Below are 13,668 nucleotides of genomic sequence, written 5' to 3' on the forward strand. Positions count from 1 at the left end.
ATGAGCCACGGCCCCGAATGGCATTTTGCCGAGCGCCCTACGATCGAGCGTCTCCAGGCCATGGGTTATGGCTTCGTGGCGCAGGCGGAACACGCTGGTTTACGCGAGGGCGAAAACCAGGTTCTCTTTCGGCCGCATCTCATCGACGCGCTGATACGCATCAATGGGATCGACCGCGCCTCTGCCGAGGCTGCCTATGGGGAACTGGCGGCGATCAGCGACAACGAGGCCTGGCTGAAGGTGCTGCGCGGCGATTATGCCCGCAAGGTGACCGGCCAGGAAACGCGTCAGACGCTGCGGGTGATCGATTTTCTCGACCCCGGCAACAACCTGTTTTCCGTGACGCATCAGCTCAGGGTGAAGGCTGAGAATACACGCAAGCCGGATGTCGTGGTCTATGTGAACGGCATCCCGCTTGTTGTGATAGAGGCGAAAAGCCCGTTGAATGTGAAGGACAAGACCGGCGAGGCCTTTGAACAGATCCGGCAATATGAGCGGGACATTCCGCGCCTGTTCTTCTCCAATGTCTTCAACATCGTCACCGACGGCGCGCTGGTGCTCTATGGCGCGACCGGCGCCGGCTCCAAATACTTCGCGGAGTGGCGTGACCCCTGGCCGAAGCTGGAGGCTGATTTTCCCGATACACTCTCCAAGGGCCTCTGGTGCCTGCTGGAGCCAAGCCGGCTGCTGGATCTGATCGCGCATTACGTCGTCTTCGAAAAGACCGAGACGGGCACGATCAAGAAGATATGCCGCTACCAGCAGTTCCGCGCCGTCAATCGCATCGTTGAGCGCGTCATTGGGGGCAAGCACCGGCAGGGGCTGATCTGGCACACGCAGGGCAGCGGCAAATCGCTGACCATGGTCTTTGCCGCTCTGAAGCTGAAGACGCACCGGACTATCCAATCCGAGCGGCTCACCAACCCGAACATTCTGGTGCTGACCGACCGCGTGGACCTGCATTCGCAGATCAGCGGAACCTTCGTCGCCTGCGGCCTGCCGAACCCGACGACGATCGAGAGCATCAAGGACCTGCATGCGCTGATCTGCAGCGGTAAGGACGGGCACACGGCGCTTTCCACCATCTTCAAGTTCCAGGGCTCGAAAGAGGCGATGGCCAATTCCGAAAACTGGATCGTGATGGTGGACGAGGCCCACCGCACCCAGGAAAAGGATCTCGGCGCCTATCTGCGCGCGACGCTGCCCAACGCCCGCTTCTTCGGCTTTACCGGCACGCCGGTGAAGAAAGACGACAAGAACACTTACGAGAATTTTGGCGTGCCGGGAGAAGGCTATCTCGACAAATACGGCATCGACGACGCCGTGGCCGATGGTGCGACCGTGCCGATCTACTATACCGGCCGCAAGACCGACTGGCATATTGACGAGGCGAAGATCGACATTCTGTTCGACACCTGGTTTTCCGAGCTGGACGACGACAAGCTGAACGAGATCAAGAAGCGCGGCCTGCAGATCGAGGATCTGGTCAAGCATCCGCGCCGCATCGAGCTGATCGCCTATGATATCTGGACGCATTTCAAGCAGTATGCCCGGCCTGATGGTTTCAAGGCGCAGATCGTCGCCATCGATCGCGAGGCGGTGATCCTCTACAAGCAGGCACTGACCAAGGTCATTGCCGAGGATCTAAAGGCCGAGGGCATGGAGCCCACTGAGGCGCTCGCCCGCGCCGATGCCATGTCGGCCTGCGTCTATTCGATCAACCAGGAAGACAGCAAGCCAAGCGAGGATCCGCACAAACAGGCGATCCGCACCGAGCTGAAGGCGCAGTATCTCGATCCCGAGGCGGAGAAGCTGGCGAAGAAGGCTTTTGGCCGCAAGGGCGACGACCCGCAGTTCCTCATCGTCTGCGACAAGCTGCTGACAGGTTTCGACTGCCCGATCGAAAGCGTGATGTATCTCGACAAGCCGCTGAAAGAGCACGGATTGCTGCAGGCGATTGCCCGCACCAACCGCGTTTCCGACGCCAGGAAGCGCAACGGGCTGATCGTCGATTACATCGGCGTCTCCGGCCATCTGGAGGAGGCGCTGTCCTCTTACCGCGCCGATGATGTGAAGAACGCCATGCGCGACTTGGACGATCTGCGCAATCAGCTACGGGCTGCGCATTCCGCCGTAGCCGCGCCGATGAAGCCGCTGAAGCGCAAGGCGAGCGACAAGGATGCGCTAAAGGCGAAATACGACGCCTTCGTGAAGCTGCTGGGCACCGAGGACAAGTGGTTCGACTTCAAGGCGAAGGCCCGCAGTTTCATCGCGCTTTATGAAACGCTGAGCCCGGACCCGAGCGTGCTGGAGTTCACCGTCGATCTGAAGTGGGTGGCTAACTTCCTGCTCTATGGCACGCAGCACTTCGAAAAGCGCCAGGCCTTCGACCAGATGAACTACAGCGAAAAGATCCGCGAGATGCTGGAGAAGCACCTGGAGGCGACGGGTCTGAGCGTCACCGTCAAGTTGCGTCACATCACCGATCCGGAGTTCTGGGAGGATTTCGATCCTGATGGCAAAACCGAGGAAGACCTGATGACCGCGGCGATCCGCAAAACAACGGAGCTGCGTAAGACCGTGACCGAGCGGATCGACGACGGCCCGCATCAATATGGCAAGTTTTCCGAGCGCCTGCGGCAACTTCTGGAAAAGCTGGAAAGCGCGCAGCTTTCCTGGTCAGAAAAGCTCAAGGCGGCGGAAGAGCTGGCGAAGGACATCACTGCCGAGGATGCGGCCCATGTCGAAGCGGGTCTCTCCTCCGGCGCCTACGGCCTCCTGCAGATCCTCAACGGCTTCACCTCGGGACCGGAGGGCGAGGCCCTGGCGCTCCGCCTGGAGGGGCTCTACACCGACCCCGTCACCGCGCCTTTCGGTTGGTGGGAAAAGGATGGTCTGCGCAAGAGCCTGCGCCAGCAGGTACGGTCTATGGCGCATCTGGCCGGCCTGACGCAGCTCAGGGAGATCCCGGAAGAGGTCGAGGCTTACGCGCTCAAGCATTTTGCTGGGCAGTGACATGGCCGTCTATCGCATAGGTAGCCAAGACATCGAATACACCCTGCGGCGCTCGCTGAGGGCGCGCAAGGCGAGCCTAAGCGTCACCCCAAAATCCTTCGAGCTCCTGGTGCCTGAAGCAGCCACCGATGAACAGATCAGCGCCGTGCTGGACCGCCGGCGCGCCTGGATCATCGAGACCGTGCAACATATGGCAGAACGCGCCAGGGCGCAGACGCGCGTCTACCAGTTCGTGACCGGTGCCAAGATCCCCTATCGCGGCCGGATGACGAGGCTCACCATCGAGCCCTTCGATGGCTCCCTCGTCGAGGTCAGCTTCCGTAACGGCTTCCAAATACGCAAGCCCGCCGACCTGTCGCCGGAGTCATCCGACACCATCATCGAGAGCGCACTCCGTCTCTGGCTGAAACGCCGCGTGCGAGACGACGCCCGTGCCTTTATCGATCGGCACGGCGAGCGGCATGGGCTGAAGCCGCGTAGCGTGCAGATCAAGGACCAAAAGCACTTATGGGGCAGTTGTGGCAAAGACCGCCGGATCAACCTGAACTGGCATCTAGTTTTCGCCCCGGTCCCCGTACTCGAATATGCCGTTGTCCACGAGATGTGTCATCTAAAGTACCGCAACCATGAGCCCAGATTCTGGGATCTAGTGGGTCGTGTCTTGCCAGACTGGGAAGCGCGAAAGCAATGGCTCGACAACAACGAGAATTTCCTCGGTTGGGAGACGCTGAAGGTGTCTTAAGGTAATCCCTTTGCTTTGGCGGGGCGGAGTGAGGACCTCGGCGAGGCTACTGTCACACTCAAATCAAATGAACATTTGTAGCGCGCTGGCGACCTTGGTTATCGAGATCCACATCAAAAGTTGCCATTTTGCCAGATTGTAGCCCGGCCCAAATCAGGTCTGACACTATTGCACGCGCAAGGAAATATTCACGGTTAGATGGATCGACGAGAAAACCGAAATTAGGTTTTCGGCCCTTCTCTTTGAGACTGCCAATGAGACCCGATATTGATGTCCTGTGGTCGGTAGCTTCTAGTTCTCCGATCAGCTTGTCCAACAAGGCGACAATCTCATTCCCGGTACGGACATTCTTGGTTTGCAGAGCCTGAACAACCGATGATCGCGCTTTTCTTAGGTGCCCCGTCATCTTGGCGTCGATTATCCTAGGGTCAAGGGAAGAGAGAAAATCTGCGAAAGCTGCAAAAGGAGCTTCAAGGTCTGCATCTATGCCAACGGCAGCCTTATGAGCGATCATGCGTTGAAAATTCTGTGTTTGGAGATCCGCAAAAATCAATTTGGTTCGCATGTTTGAAAGTGGCGCCGCTGTCTCCGACGAAAGGATGTCCATAGCCCCTTCGAAATCGAAGTCGTACATCTTTGCTCTTGCCAGTTCTCGCTTTATATCGACAGAATCTGGGTCTCTTTTCAAGGCTTCTTCCAACTGTCCGATAGCCGCGGGACAATCTCCGTACCCACGTAGCAAGAACCCACCGAAGAAGAAGTACAGCTGTGGCGTCTCCGGCGATAACTCGATAGCCGAGCGATATGAGTCGGTCGCGCCGGCGAAGTCATGTTGGCGGAATCGAATAAAAGCATCTGCTCGAAAGACTTCGAAATAATCGTGATTGGAGACTTTGAGCGTCTCGATAATCATGTTTGCTGGAAGGAACTCATCGTTGTACGCGAGTTTAACAGCCTCGCGTAGTTTCCCAGCGGCAAGAGCTTGAGACATGGAGCGAACCGTAAAGTTTCTGAAGTTGTATTTTTCCTGGCCTTCAGCCCCTCGTTCTGCTTGATAAGCGAAGCTAAGGCCACGGAATTTCCGGATCACAGCCTCCTGGGCTTCAGGCGTCAAACGCAGAATGCGCGCAATGTAGGCGCGAGCAAAAGGCTTGATTCGATAGTTCAACTCATAGCCGCTTTGGTTCTCGATCTCCAAAATCGAAAACTTCAAGAGCTCGGCTACGCCAGCCTCCAACTTACGAACGTCAACAGACGAGACATGGTGCAAGACACCTAACGAAACAGCGCGTGGCAGGATCGACATTAGCGACAAAGTCATTCTTGCATCGATACTCAGTGCGTCAAAGACGTTTTCGAGACAAAACCTAAGCGCCATTTCAGGATTGCTCACGATTTTGCTGGCAGGCAGCCCAGCAATCACGCCCATGCAAAACCACTTTAACAGAAGTGGCCTTCGCTCCAGACGGCTAGCAAAATGCCGCAACTCGTCCGGTTTCAATGATGACAGCGTTTTTATGCTATAGGATTTTATGAGCGCACGAAGATAAATCTCTCCCTCGTTATCGGTCAGCGGTTTGACGTCCACCGTCAAATCGCCTCCGACGGGAATACGAGACGTCAACACAACCTTACTCTGGCCGGGGATGTCCGACACGAAATCCCGAATGGTGTCGTCAAGGACCGTTTCAAGATTGTCTATTGCAAGAAGTATTTTGTTGTTCTCTAGAAGCTGCCGAACACGGGACATAGGATTCGATTTATCGTCCTCAAAGATGCCTACTACCTCTTCAAAGAGGCCCATTGAAGTCGTTATTGCGTGTTCAATTCTCTGGATTTCACCAACCGTTAATTTGGACGTTTTTGCTGAGACCCAGACGATCGCGTCAAAGTCATGATCGCCGGAATTAACCAAGCTATAAAGTGCCTGCACCGTGAGGGCCGTTTTACCATTTCCGCCATCGCCCAACACGGTAACGACTGGATGCCGACTTAAAATTTTCTTTTTCAGTTCTTGTTCGAGCTGTGGCCTAGGGACAAACCCGGTATCGTCGTAGTCGGGAAGAGGCAGGTTATGGAAAATACCGCTTTCAGTGGGCTGTTCAAGAAAGGTGACTGCTCGCCGGGTGATAGCTTCTGGATCAGTGTTATAATCAACAAGAGCTTTGTGAAGAACAGGCCAAAAACCATTGCTCTTAACCAAGTCATTGGCCAACGCAAACGCCGTTGCGTGTTCTTCAACAGTCAGAGGCCGACCGTGCATTACTGAGTTGCGTACCGGCACCGCCGCCATTAGCGATGCTGCTTTCGCGGAAAAATGCTTCCGGAGTGCATCACTGAAATGCTGCTTGAGACGTTGAGCAATTGCTACTTTGTCGCCAAGATCGAGCTGATAGAGAAGTTCGAAATCGTCCTTTGCGGTTGTATATGGCTCATCAGACTTCTCAGCACGTTGAGTAGCTTTTTCGCGTTCTTGCGTACTCAGAAATCCGGTTGTTATACGACCCGAGGCGGAGCGAATGTGCGTGACCAGATCCTTTTCTATCGAATCGAAAAAGATGAAAAGGGCTACTCGCTGATAGCTCGCCAAAGTGATTCTCCGAAACGTCTAGAAAGTATAATTTACCTGTTTGGTTGAGCAAAGTTTAGTCCGGAATCAATCTGTGCTCGAGTAATGCACAGGATACAGTCGACGCGGATAGGGCTTCACAATGGGGGCTACGGTCCAGCCTTGAACATAATCAATCGCGGATCGTTGTTGTTCTCAAACGCATATTTGTCTTCCGCAAGAGTTGAACACGCATTCGTTCATGAGTCGCGTCCACTCGCAGCTTGCTGCTACGCGGCCTACAGCTACCTTTCGACAGAAGGGCAACTTGTATCAGTTCATCGGATACTATCTTGTCGGCCGCGCCACCGAATGGGGATGGATTTGACACAAGGCGTCACGAAAAAGGCCGCACTCTTCGACGAGTCGAAGAGCTCATGACTGATCTCTTGCTCTGCGAGCTGTTAGGCACCAGGCCGCAATTTGTCCTCGACGTGTTCGCGCATCTTGGCCTTGGTGACGCCGGAAAGGTGATCAGCGTCCGGCGGAGCGTTCACAAGACGTTACTTGGCGAAACCGACATCGAGGCTGTGGTCGAGGTCGGGCGAGAGCGTGTAGGTTTCCTTATCGAAAACAAGGTGCGTGCCCTTCTGATGCCAGAACAACTCGGGCGTTATCGCAGACGAGGGGAAGATGGTCAAAAGAGGGAATTGTGGGAACGCTATTACGTCGCAGTTTTCCCCGGAGGGTTACCGGTCATACATTACAGTAGATGAAGCGGCCTTCGTGGATGGATTTCTCACCTATGAGTGGACCAGGGATTGGCTCACCAGGGACGCCCCCGCCCTCAATGCCTTTAAGGTACACATGCTGACCGAGGCGATAGACGATGCGCGTATAGGATACGTGAAACGCCTCGACACCCGAATGACGCATTTTCACCAGTCCGTTCACGGCATTGCCACCAACGAGTATCCCCAGCTGAGGATGGCGTGGCTCGAACAGGCTGGCTATGACTCCTCGATAATTCATCTACCATATGCGTTGCCTGCGAGGGGCGATTCACTTTTGATGAAAATGAAGATGGGAACCGCAGAATTGCGCGTCGAAACGCGGGATCCGATTGGAGCCGAGCGCTCCCTGAATTCGCTGCTGCCTGATGGATGGCGCACCACCAGGGCCAAGGGCTATGCTGGCGTAGAGATCGCGGTCGGTATGCTGGATGCCACCAAGGACTTTCCACTCATTGAATCACATGTAAGGAGGTTTCTGGACGCCCTGCGCGAGCTACACCACTTCTACCATCGCTATGACGTTTCCGAGACCATCGAAGGGAACCGCGGAATACGTCTCTCCCGGAGCAAGTCCGCCTGAGGGCCGTCATTTTCAGCCACGTTTGAGCCGAAGCCAAGGGCGACATGGCGGGCATTTGTGCAGGCGATGTATCCGGCACACTTCGGTTTAGAGCGCCGATCTGCGAGAAAACCACATAGGGATGTTTGCGACGCTTCGGACAAACCTCAGAAGCGTCCAGAGCGCCAGCAGGATCCAGACGACTACTCCGATCAAGATCCAGACTACCTCGGCCAGGTACTCAACGATCGTGAAGACGATCTTCGCCCCTTTGCGGAGCGCGAGCACGCCGCGGTATTTTTGTCCCGTTTTTTCGGCGACGGCCGCTAACCTCTTCAAATCCGCGAGCTCCCCCGCGTTTTCGACCGTCTGAACCGTTGCGCGATAACCCTGTTTGCTTGAAACAGTGAATGTCGCCCTGGCGGCGTCTGAGACCATCTTGACGGCCTCCGGCTTGATCAGCTTGCGGCCTTCCTGAAGGGCGCCGTTCAGGTCGAGGTCGCTCGCCCGATGCTTCATCGCCCGGATCACGCCGTCGTCGATCGAGCGACTCGCGAGCGCCACAACGTCCTTCTCCAACGGTTCCGGCAGCTTGTTGAGCTTCTTCAGCTTCTTCAGGATCGACAGGCCGCCCCTAAGCGGCGCAGCTGCACCCAAGCTCACATAGTTGCTGGCCGAGGCCGCGACACCGATCCCTGCAAGAAAAACAGTCAGCCTGTCATAGTCCGGATATTTAGCCGCCTCCGTCGCTAGATCCCTCAGATCGCCGACGATCAAAGCATCCGTCGCTGCAGCTGCAACGAAAGCGGTCGGCGTGTCGCCTCTCCCGGTCGATATGCCTGTCCACACCTCAAACGCGGAGCGAGCGAGGCTGAACTTGTTGCTCTCCTCGATTTTCGCGAGCAGTTCTGACGGGAGCGGCTCGCCATTGTCTGCGGCGACGACCGACAGGCTCTCGGCCAACTCCGGATCGTTTTCCGCGAGCGCCTGTTCGGCCAGCCTCCGGATTTCGTCTGGCGAGCGCGATTCGGCCGCTCTTTCAAGCATCGCCGTGGGGTCGTCGCGTATGCCGAAGAGTCGGACGGCATCAATAAAGTATGGTGTAAAGGCCCATGCCGACATGACGAGCGATGCGAAGGCGATGTACCTTACAGCGCGGAACGGCAAAAAGAGAAGGGGCGGTATTCTAGACAAACCCGCGCTCCACCTTCGCGGTCTCGTAAGCCTTGTTAAGGCGCCGGCTCTCAAACTCGGCGACAACCTTGAGCTTGTCGCCCAGATGCGCAACCTTGTCGGAGTGATATCCTCGGATCGCGTTGCGGTAGGCGGTCTTGATCTCCTCGACGGCCGCGTCGGCTGCAACGCCCAGCACCGTCCACCATGGCTCGCTCCGCGATCTTTCTTCCTCAGGCTCTTCGAATGCACCGTCCGGGTCGTATTCGTAGATCTGGTCTGGATTCAGCCGTTCCTCGAGCGCTGCAAGCCTCAGCATAGTCCCGACGTCGCCCGACCGCTTCAGGCGGCTCCGGAAAAACGGCTGCGAAACAAAGAGGGAGGCGTACCCGGCGAGCACCCCGGTCATCATGACAGCGAGCATATCCGGTCGCAGCGGACGCCACAAAAGCTGGCCGGAGGCGAAATTGCCGATGCTCGCGAGCCAGGCAATCTCTCCGGGATAGTCGCGCGAAGCGATCATCATTCCAGCGATCGACAAGAGTGCGACCAAGAGGGAGAGCCTTGCTGCAAGTGACCACGCCCTGCGTCCAACCCATCTCTCGAATGGACCTCGCCAGTTCGGGATCGCCCCGAGGAGCTGTGTCCTGGTCGCCTTGATCTGGTGCATCACATCCTTCATACGCAGCTCGACGTCGTCGAGTTCCGCATTAATCAACTTTCCGTCTCGCTTGCGGCGGTCATAGCGCATGCCGGCGCTCGACGAGGTCGAGTCAATGCCGAGCGCACTCGCCCTCATATGAAGGCGCCGAAATTCCTCACGGACTGCCCCGAGTTTGCGGAGCTGGCCTTCAATTTCCCGGTCTCCCTCGACACTCACCAGTTTGTCAGGGTCAGGGAGCGGCGGCGGCTTCGCGCCCATGAGGGCCGACGAGACCATCAGGCCGAGGCAGAGAACCGGATAGAAGTAGAAGCCGGCCGTCAAGAGCACCAGCAGGGCGAAAATTATGAACATGCCGACGTACAACATGCTGCCCGTAAAACCCCCGCTCTGCTTACGCCTGCTCGCCATTACCTGCCGACCATCAGAAAAAGCACGAACAGCAGTCCGCCGTAAAAAACGAGGCTGTAGTAAACAGTCATGATTGGACTGCGGGCATGCCTCGCGCTTAAGACCGCGCCTCGAACACCCGGGTTCGGAAACATATACCCGAACCAGAGAATGACCGCGCCCGGAAGCAGCAGCCATTTCCACCAGCGATCTATTCTGATTTCCGGAAGATTTTCTCGATCCCAGCGCAACGCGACCCCCATGCCAATACAGTCGCGAAAGTACATGATCTTTCGATAGTTTCAACGGGGGGCAGGTCTCCTCGATGGAAGGTGTTGTTGGATAGAAAGCCTTAGCGATTATCCAAACCGCGGTTGCGGTAGTCGCGCTTAACTGAGCTTTCGATGTTGCCCACACGGTATGAGGGTCGTGCGTTCGTATCCGTTCAAGGCGAGGGTCTGAACATTTTCGTTTCGTCGGCTGAACTGCCGTGAGTGCACCGATTGCGGTCCTCTCTCTTTGCCGCATAAAGTGCTGCATCGGCTTCCCGCCGAAGCGTCCACGCTCTTTGGCGTACAGTCCGGGGAGGGTGGCGACGCCGATGCTGAGCGTTACCACTGGCGCCGCCCGGGGCTGGGAAATGAGGCAGCCTCGACGCACTGCCGATCGTTTCGGCAAGGCTAAGGGCCGTCTTTGCATAGCAACCAGGAAGGAAAATCAGGCACTCTCCCCACCGAAACGCGCGACCTGACGTCGGGGCGGTAGTCAAAAATCTTGCCAGCTTTCCTGATACGCGACTGCCGCCGAACGGTTGACCAAGACAGACGCTCTAGCGTGCCGGCGGGCATTCTGCGTCGACTGACGTTCAGTTGGAACGAAACCGCGAGCCGAGGGGGCGTTTAGGGCGGAGTCAACTTTGAACTGAGCGAGAAGTTGACGCAAGGCGGCGGCCTGTTCGGCTAGACCGGAGCTCGCGGCAGTGCTTTCCTCTGCCATAGCTGCATTTTGTTGAGTGGCTTGGTCCATTGAATTTACAGCCACATTAATCTCTTTGAGACCCACGGACTGCTCTCGCGCCGCCTCAACGATAGCCGCGACGTTGTCATTGATCTCGCCGACCCGCTCGACTATTTCGGCCAAAGCCTCTCCCGTTTTGCTCACGAGATCGACACCTCTTCTGACGTGTTGCCCCGACGTCGAAATTAGCGACTTGATTTCGTTGGCGGCTGCGGCGGACCGTTGCGCCAGCTCACGCACTTCCTGCGCCACCACCGCGAAGCCCTTCCCAGCCTCACCAGCACGTGCTGCCTCCACGCCGGCATTCAAGGCGAGCAGGTTCGTTTGGAATGCGATATCGTCGATGACGCCGATGATGTTCGTAATGCCGTTGGAGGATCGCTCTATTTCGCCCATCGCGCCGACAGCGCTGCGAACGATTTCTCCGGACGCTTCCGCGCCCTGCTTCGTACGGGCAACGAGAAGCCCAGCGTCGTGCGCTCGGCGGCTGGAATCGGCAACGGTGGTGGTAATCTGCTCGAGAGCCGCGGCGGTTTCCTCAAGTGAGGCAGCCTGCGTCTCCGTTCGTTTGGAAAAGCTATCTGCCGCGTTGCTAATCTCATAAGCGGCTGCGGCAATCTCGCCGCCATTCATACCAATCGTCTCCATGGTCTGTCGCAGCCTGAGCACCGAGCTATTAAAATTGGCCCGCAGCTCCTCCATCGACGGCACAAACACTAGGTCAAGAGAGGTTGTCAGGTCTCCCTGAGAAAGAGCCGACAGCGCTGAATTCACATGTTCGATTGCCGATATCCGAGCCGTTACGTCGGTAGCGAACTTCACGACCTTGATGACCTCGCCCGAGCTGTTGATAATCGGGTTGTAAGCCGCCTGGATCCAGACCTCCTTGCCGCTTTTGCTGACGCGGACAAACTCGTCGGAGAAAAACTCGCCGGCTGCAAGACGTTTCCAAAACTGCCCATATTCGGCCGTGGCGATGTAGTCCTTGCGACAGAACAGGGTGTGATGTTTGCCTACTATCTCGGTGAGGGCGTAGCCCATCGTCCTGCAAAAGTTCTCGTTCGCAGCGATGATTTGTCCGTCCGAAGTGAATTCGATAACGAACTGGGAGCGGGAGATTGCTTCAAGTTTTGCAGCATCCTCGAGAGCCTGGCGCTTGGCCGCTGTCACGTCCGATGCGATCTTGACGATCTTGTAGGGCTTCCCACCCTTTTTCACAGGATTATAGGTCGCTTGGACCCAAAGTTCCGTGCCTCCTTTGGCGATGCGCTTATAGGTCCCGGAGGCGAACGTCCCCGAACCAAGTCTGCTCCAGAAGTCCCGATACTCGGGCGAACCGGAATGACTGGCTTCGCAGAACATGCTGTGGTGCTTGCCGACAATCTCGCTAAGTTGATAGCCAAGGACCGCGCAGAAATTTGCATTCGCTGAAAGAACTTTACCTTGCAGGTCGAACTCTATGACGGCCTGCGAAGCTGCAATAGCTTCGAGCGCCCTCTGCGCGTCAATCGCACCCAGCATCGTCCTGAACTCCATTTTGAATTTGGGACACTTTGCGCTCAGTTGGTTAATGAAGAATGGGCGGTGGGCCCAATTAGCAACTAAGCGCGTAACGCGGTTTCCGACGTACAGGCCAGTGATCGGGTCGCAAGCGATCACTCATCGTGGACATTGGCTTAAACCTGCCAGTCATGCCCAGGTGATGCTTTTTGTGCTGAGCAAATTAATGAAACGTCCTTTTGATCGACTCCAATAAGGTCGCTGGTTGCACGCCGGCCCTAGTTTGATGGGGCTTGAACCGTGCCGTCGGCGCAGTGCGGAACGAGCAGGGTTGAGGGACCACGCACCGAACGCCGTCCTACCAGAGAATGCCTTTGATCAGCTTTCAGCTGCAAAAAAATCAACCGCGAGATGGACATCGATGCTTGGTCAACTATCTCCGGATGCGATTTTGTGAGTTTTATGAGGGTCAGATATGACAAAGCTACGCGTTCTGCTCGCCTTTTCACTATTTGTGGCCGCCAGTTCCCTGGCACTCTCATTCAGCGCACGGGGTGCGCAACCGCTTCGACCAGTCGCTTCGGAACTGGGAGCGCTGTTCTGAAAATATCTTGCCCGTTTTGAATATGCCTGAACTATTTTACAGTATCCATCGGCACAATGTACGGTAATCAACGTATCCTGTCTTGTTAAGATAATATTACGCTCCCTGGTATGGGGCGCGAGACGAGTTCTTGAATGAAACGCTCTTCTCGACACTGACCCAAGCTCGATCAGCGCTTTCAAACTGGCGCAGCGATTACAACGATCACCGACCGCACTCCGGCCTCCGGCTGGATGACACCTGCCGAGTTCGCTCAGACATCAACCCGCGACGTGACGCGAGGCTGTGCAGCCGAAATGGCTTCGCACCGCAACCCGCCGCTACCGCCCCGAATACAGCAACCCAAAACCGTTGGAGTGAACTCAAAACTGGATAAAACTTGGGGCAAGGTCAATAGCAGTCCCTCTGACGAACAGTCGCCCGCCCTTCTACTCCCTTTGCTGACCGCGATTTTCAACAGCCGAGGCCGTCAGCTAAAAGATTGCCAACATGATGTCGCGCAAGGTTGAACAGTATTAGTCGGAGATCGCGACAATCGGCATTGAAGCCGAGGAGCGCGGCCGACCCCTTGGCTTGCGTCCGTCGTGGCGACGAATCCGAGGACGACGAACCGCCTATCGGGAGTGTGCGTTCAGGCGTTGGCTTTCTCAGAGTGAGAAAACTGG

At 56.5% G+C, this 13,668-nt stretch carries 9 protein-coding genes and 1 pseudogene; 5 read left to right on the forward strand and 5 right to left on the reverse strand.

The genetic code is table 11. The features are described 5' to 3' along the window. Both F2982_RS28065 and F2982_RS28070 read left to right on the forward strand, forming a co-directional pair. Positions 1 to 3,015 (forward strand): HsdR family type I site-specific deoxyribonuclease, encoded by a 3,015-nt coding sequence (locus F2982_RS28065; protein WP_203431442.1) that lies wholly within the window; start codon positions 1 to 3, stop codon positions 3,013 to 3,015. 1 nt (position 3,016) lies between these two features. After that, positions 3,017 to 3,757, forward strand: coding sequence for a SprT family zinc-dependent metalloprotease (locus F2982_RS28070; RefSeq protein ID WP_203431443.1), 741 nt, complete (start codon positions 3,017 to 3,019; stop codon positions 3,755 to 3,757). Positions 3,758 to 3,815: 58 nt separating this feature from the next. Here the strand turns inward: F2982_RS28070 and F2982_RS28075 are convergent, their stop codons facing one another. Beyond that, positions 3,816 to 6,347, reverse strand: a complete 2,532-nt coding sequence (locus F2982_RS28075; protein WP_246777720.1) for an NB-ARC domain-containing protein — start codon at positions 6,345 to 6,347, stop codon at positions 3,816 to 3,818. Between the two features lie 395 nt (positions 6,348 to 6,742). On the opposite strand from F2982_RS28075, the gene F2982_RS28080 reads away from it, so the two are divergent. Further along, positions 6,743 to 7,081 carry a hypothetical protein gene (locus F2982_RS28080; protein WP_203431444.1) on the forward strand — a complete coding sequence of 113 codons (339 nt, stop codon included), beginning with the start codon at positions 6,743 to 6,745 and terminating at the stop codon, positions 7,079 to 7,081. Between the two features lie 10 nt (positions 7,082 to 7,091). Further along, on the forward strand, positions 7,092 to 7,679 hold the full coding sequence (locus tag F2982_RS28085) for a hypothetical protein (protein ID WP_203431445.1): 588 nt from the start codon (positions 7,092 to 7,094) through the stop codon (positions 7,677 to 7,679). A gap of 87 nt (positions 7,680 to 7,766) precedes the next feature. On the opposite strand, the gene F2982_RS28090 is transcribed toward F2982_RS28085, so the two are convergent. The 4 genes from F2982_RS28090 to F2982_RS28105 form a co-directional block, all read right to left on the reverse strand. Next, positions 7,767 to 8,852: a hypothetical protein gene (locus F2982_RS28090; RefSeq protein ID WP_203431446.1), complete on the reverse strand. Its 1,086-nt coding sequence runs from the start codon at positions 8,850 to 8,852 to the stop codon at positions 7,767 to 7,769. Continuing rightward, positions 8,845 to 9,861 carry a J domain-containing protein gene (locus F2982_RS28095; protein ID WP_203431447.1) on the reverse strand — a complete coding sequence of 339 codons (1,017 nt, stop codon included), beginning with the start codon at positions 9,859 to 9,861 and terminating at the stop codon, positions 8,845 to 8,847. Before F2982_RS28095 ends, F2982_RS28090 begins: the two co-directional genes overlap by 8 nt. Positions 9,862 to 9,902: 41 nt before the next feature. Next, the gene (locus tag F2982_RS28100; RefSeq protein ID WP_203431448.1) at positions 9,903 to 10,169 is read right to left on the reverse strand and encodes a hypothetical protein; all 267 of its coding nucleotides are present in this window, start codon (positions 10,167 to 10,169) and stop codon (positions 9,903 to 9,905) included. A gap of 478 nt (positions 10,170 to 10,647) precedes the next feature. Then, positions 10,648 to 12,420 carry a PAS domain-containing methyl-accepting chemotaxis protein gene (locus F2982_RS28105; RefSeq protein ID WP_203431449.1) on the reverse strand — a complete coding sequence of 591 codons (1,773 nt, stop codon included), beginning with the start codon at positions 12,418 to 12,420 and terminating at the stop codon, positions 10,648 to 10,650. Between the two features lie 701 nt (positions 12,421 to 13,121). On the opposite strand from F2982_RS28105, the pseudogene F2982_RS28110 reads away from it, so the two are divergent. Next, positions 13,122 to 13,379, forward strand: a pseudogene (locus F2982_RS28110) (transposase); the annotation flags it as partial. Between the last annotated feature and the right edge of the window lie 289 nt (positions 13,380 to 13,668).

Source organism: Rhizobium sp. BG4, assembly GCF_016864575.1.
Lineage (GTDB): Bacteria > Pseudomonadota > Alphaproteobacteria > Rhizobiales > Rhizobiaceae > Rhizobium.

What these genes read in the sequence shown, in the direction of transcription:
- F2982_RS28080 (WP_203431444.1), top strand. Translation starts at nt 6,743, where the DNA reads ATGACTGATCTCTTGCTCTGCGAGCTGTTAGGCACCAGGCCGCAATTT.
- F2982_RS28095 (WP_203431447.1), bottom strand. Translation starts at nt 9,861, where the DNA reads ATGTTGTACGTCGGCATGTTCATAATTTTCGCCCTGCTGGTGCTCTTG.
- F2982_RS28065 (WP_203431442.1), top strand. Translation starts at nt 1, where the DNA reads ATGAGCCACGGCCCCGAATGGCATTTTGCCGAGCGCCCTACGATCGAG.
- F2982_RS28070 (WP_203431443.1), top strand. Translation starts at nt 3,017, where the DNA reads ATGGCCGTCTATCGCATAGGTAGCCAAGACATCGAATACACCCTGCGG.
- F2982_RS28105 (WP_203431449.1), bottom strand. Translation starts at nt 12,420, where the DNA reads ATGCTGGGTGCGATTGACGCGCAGAGGGCGCTCGAAGCTATTGCAGCT.
- F2982_RS28100 (WP_203431448.1), bottom strand. Translation starts at nt 10,169, where the DNA reads ATGTACTTTCGCGACTGTATTGGCATGGGGGTCGCGTTGCGCTGGGAT.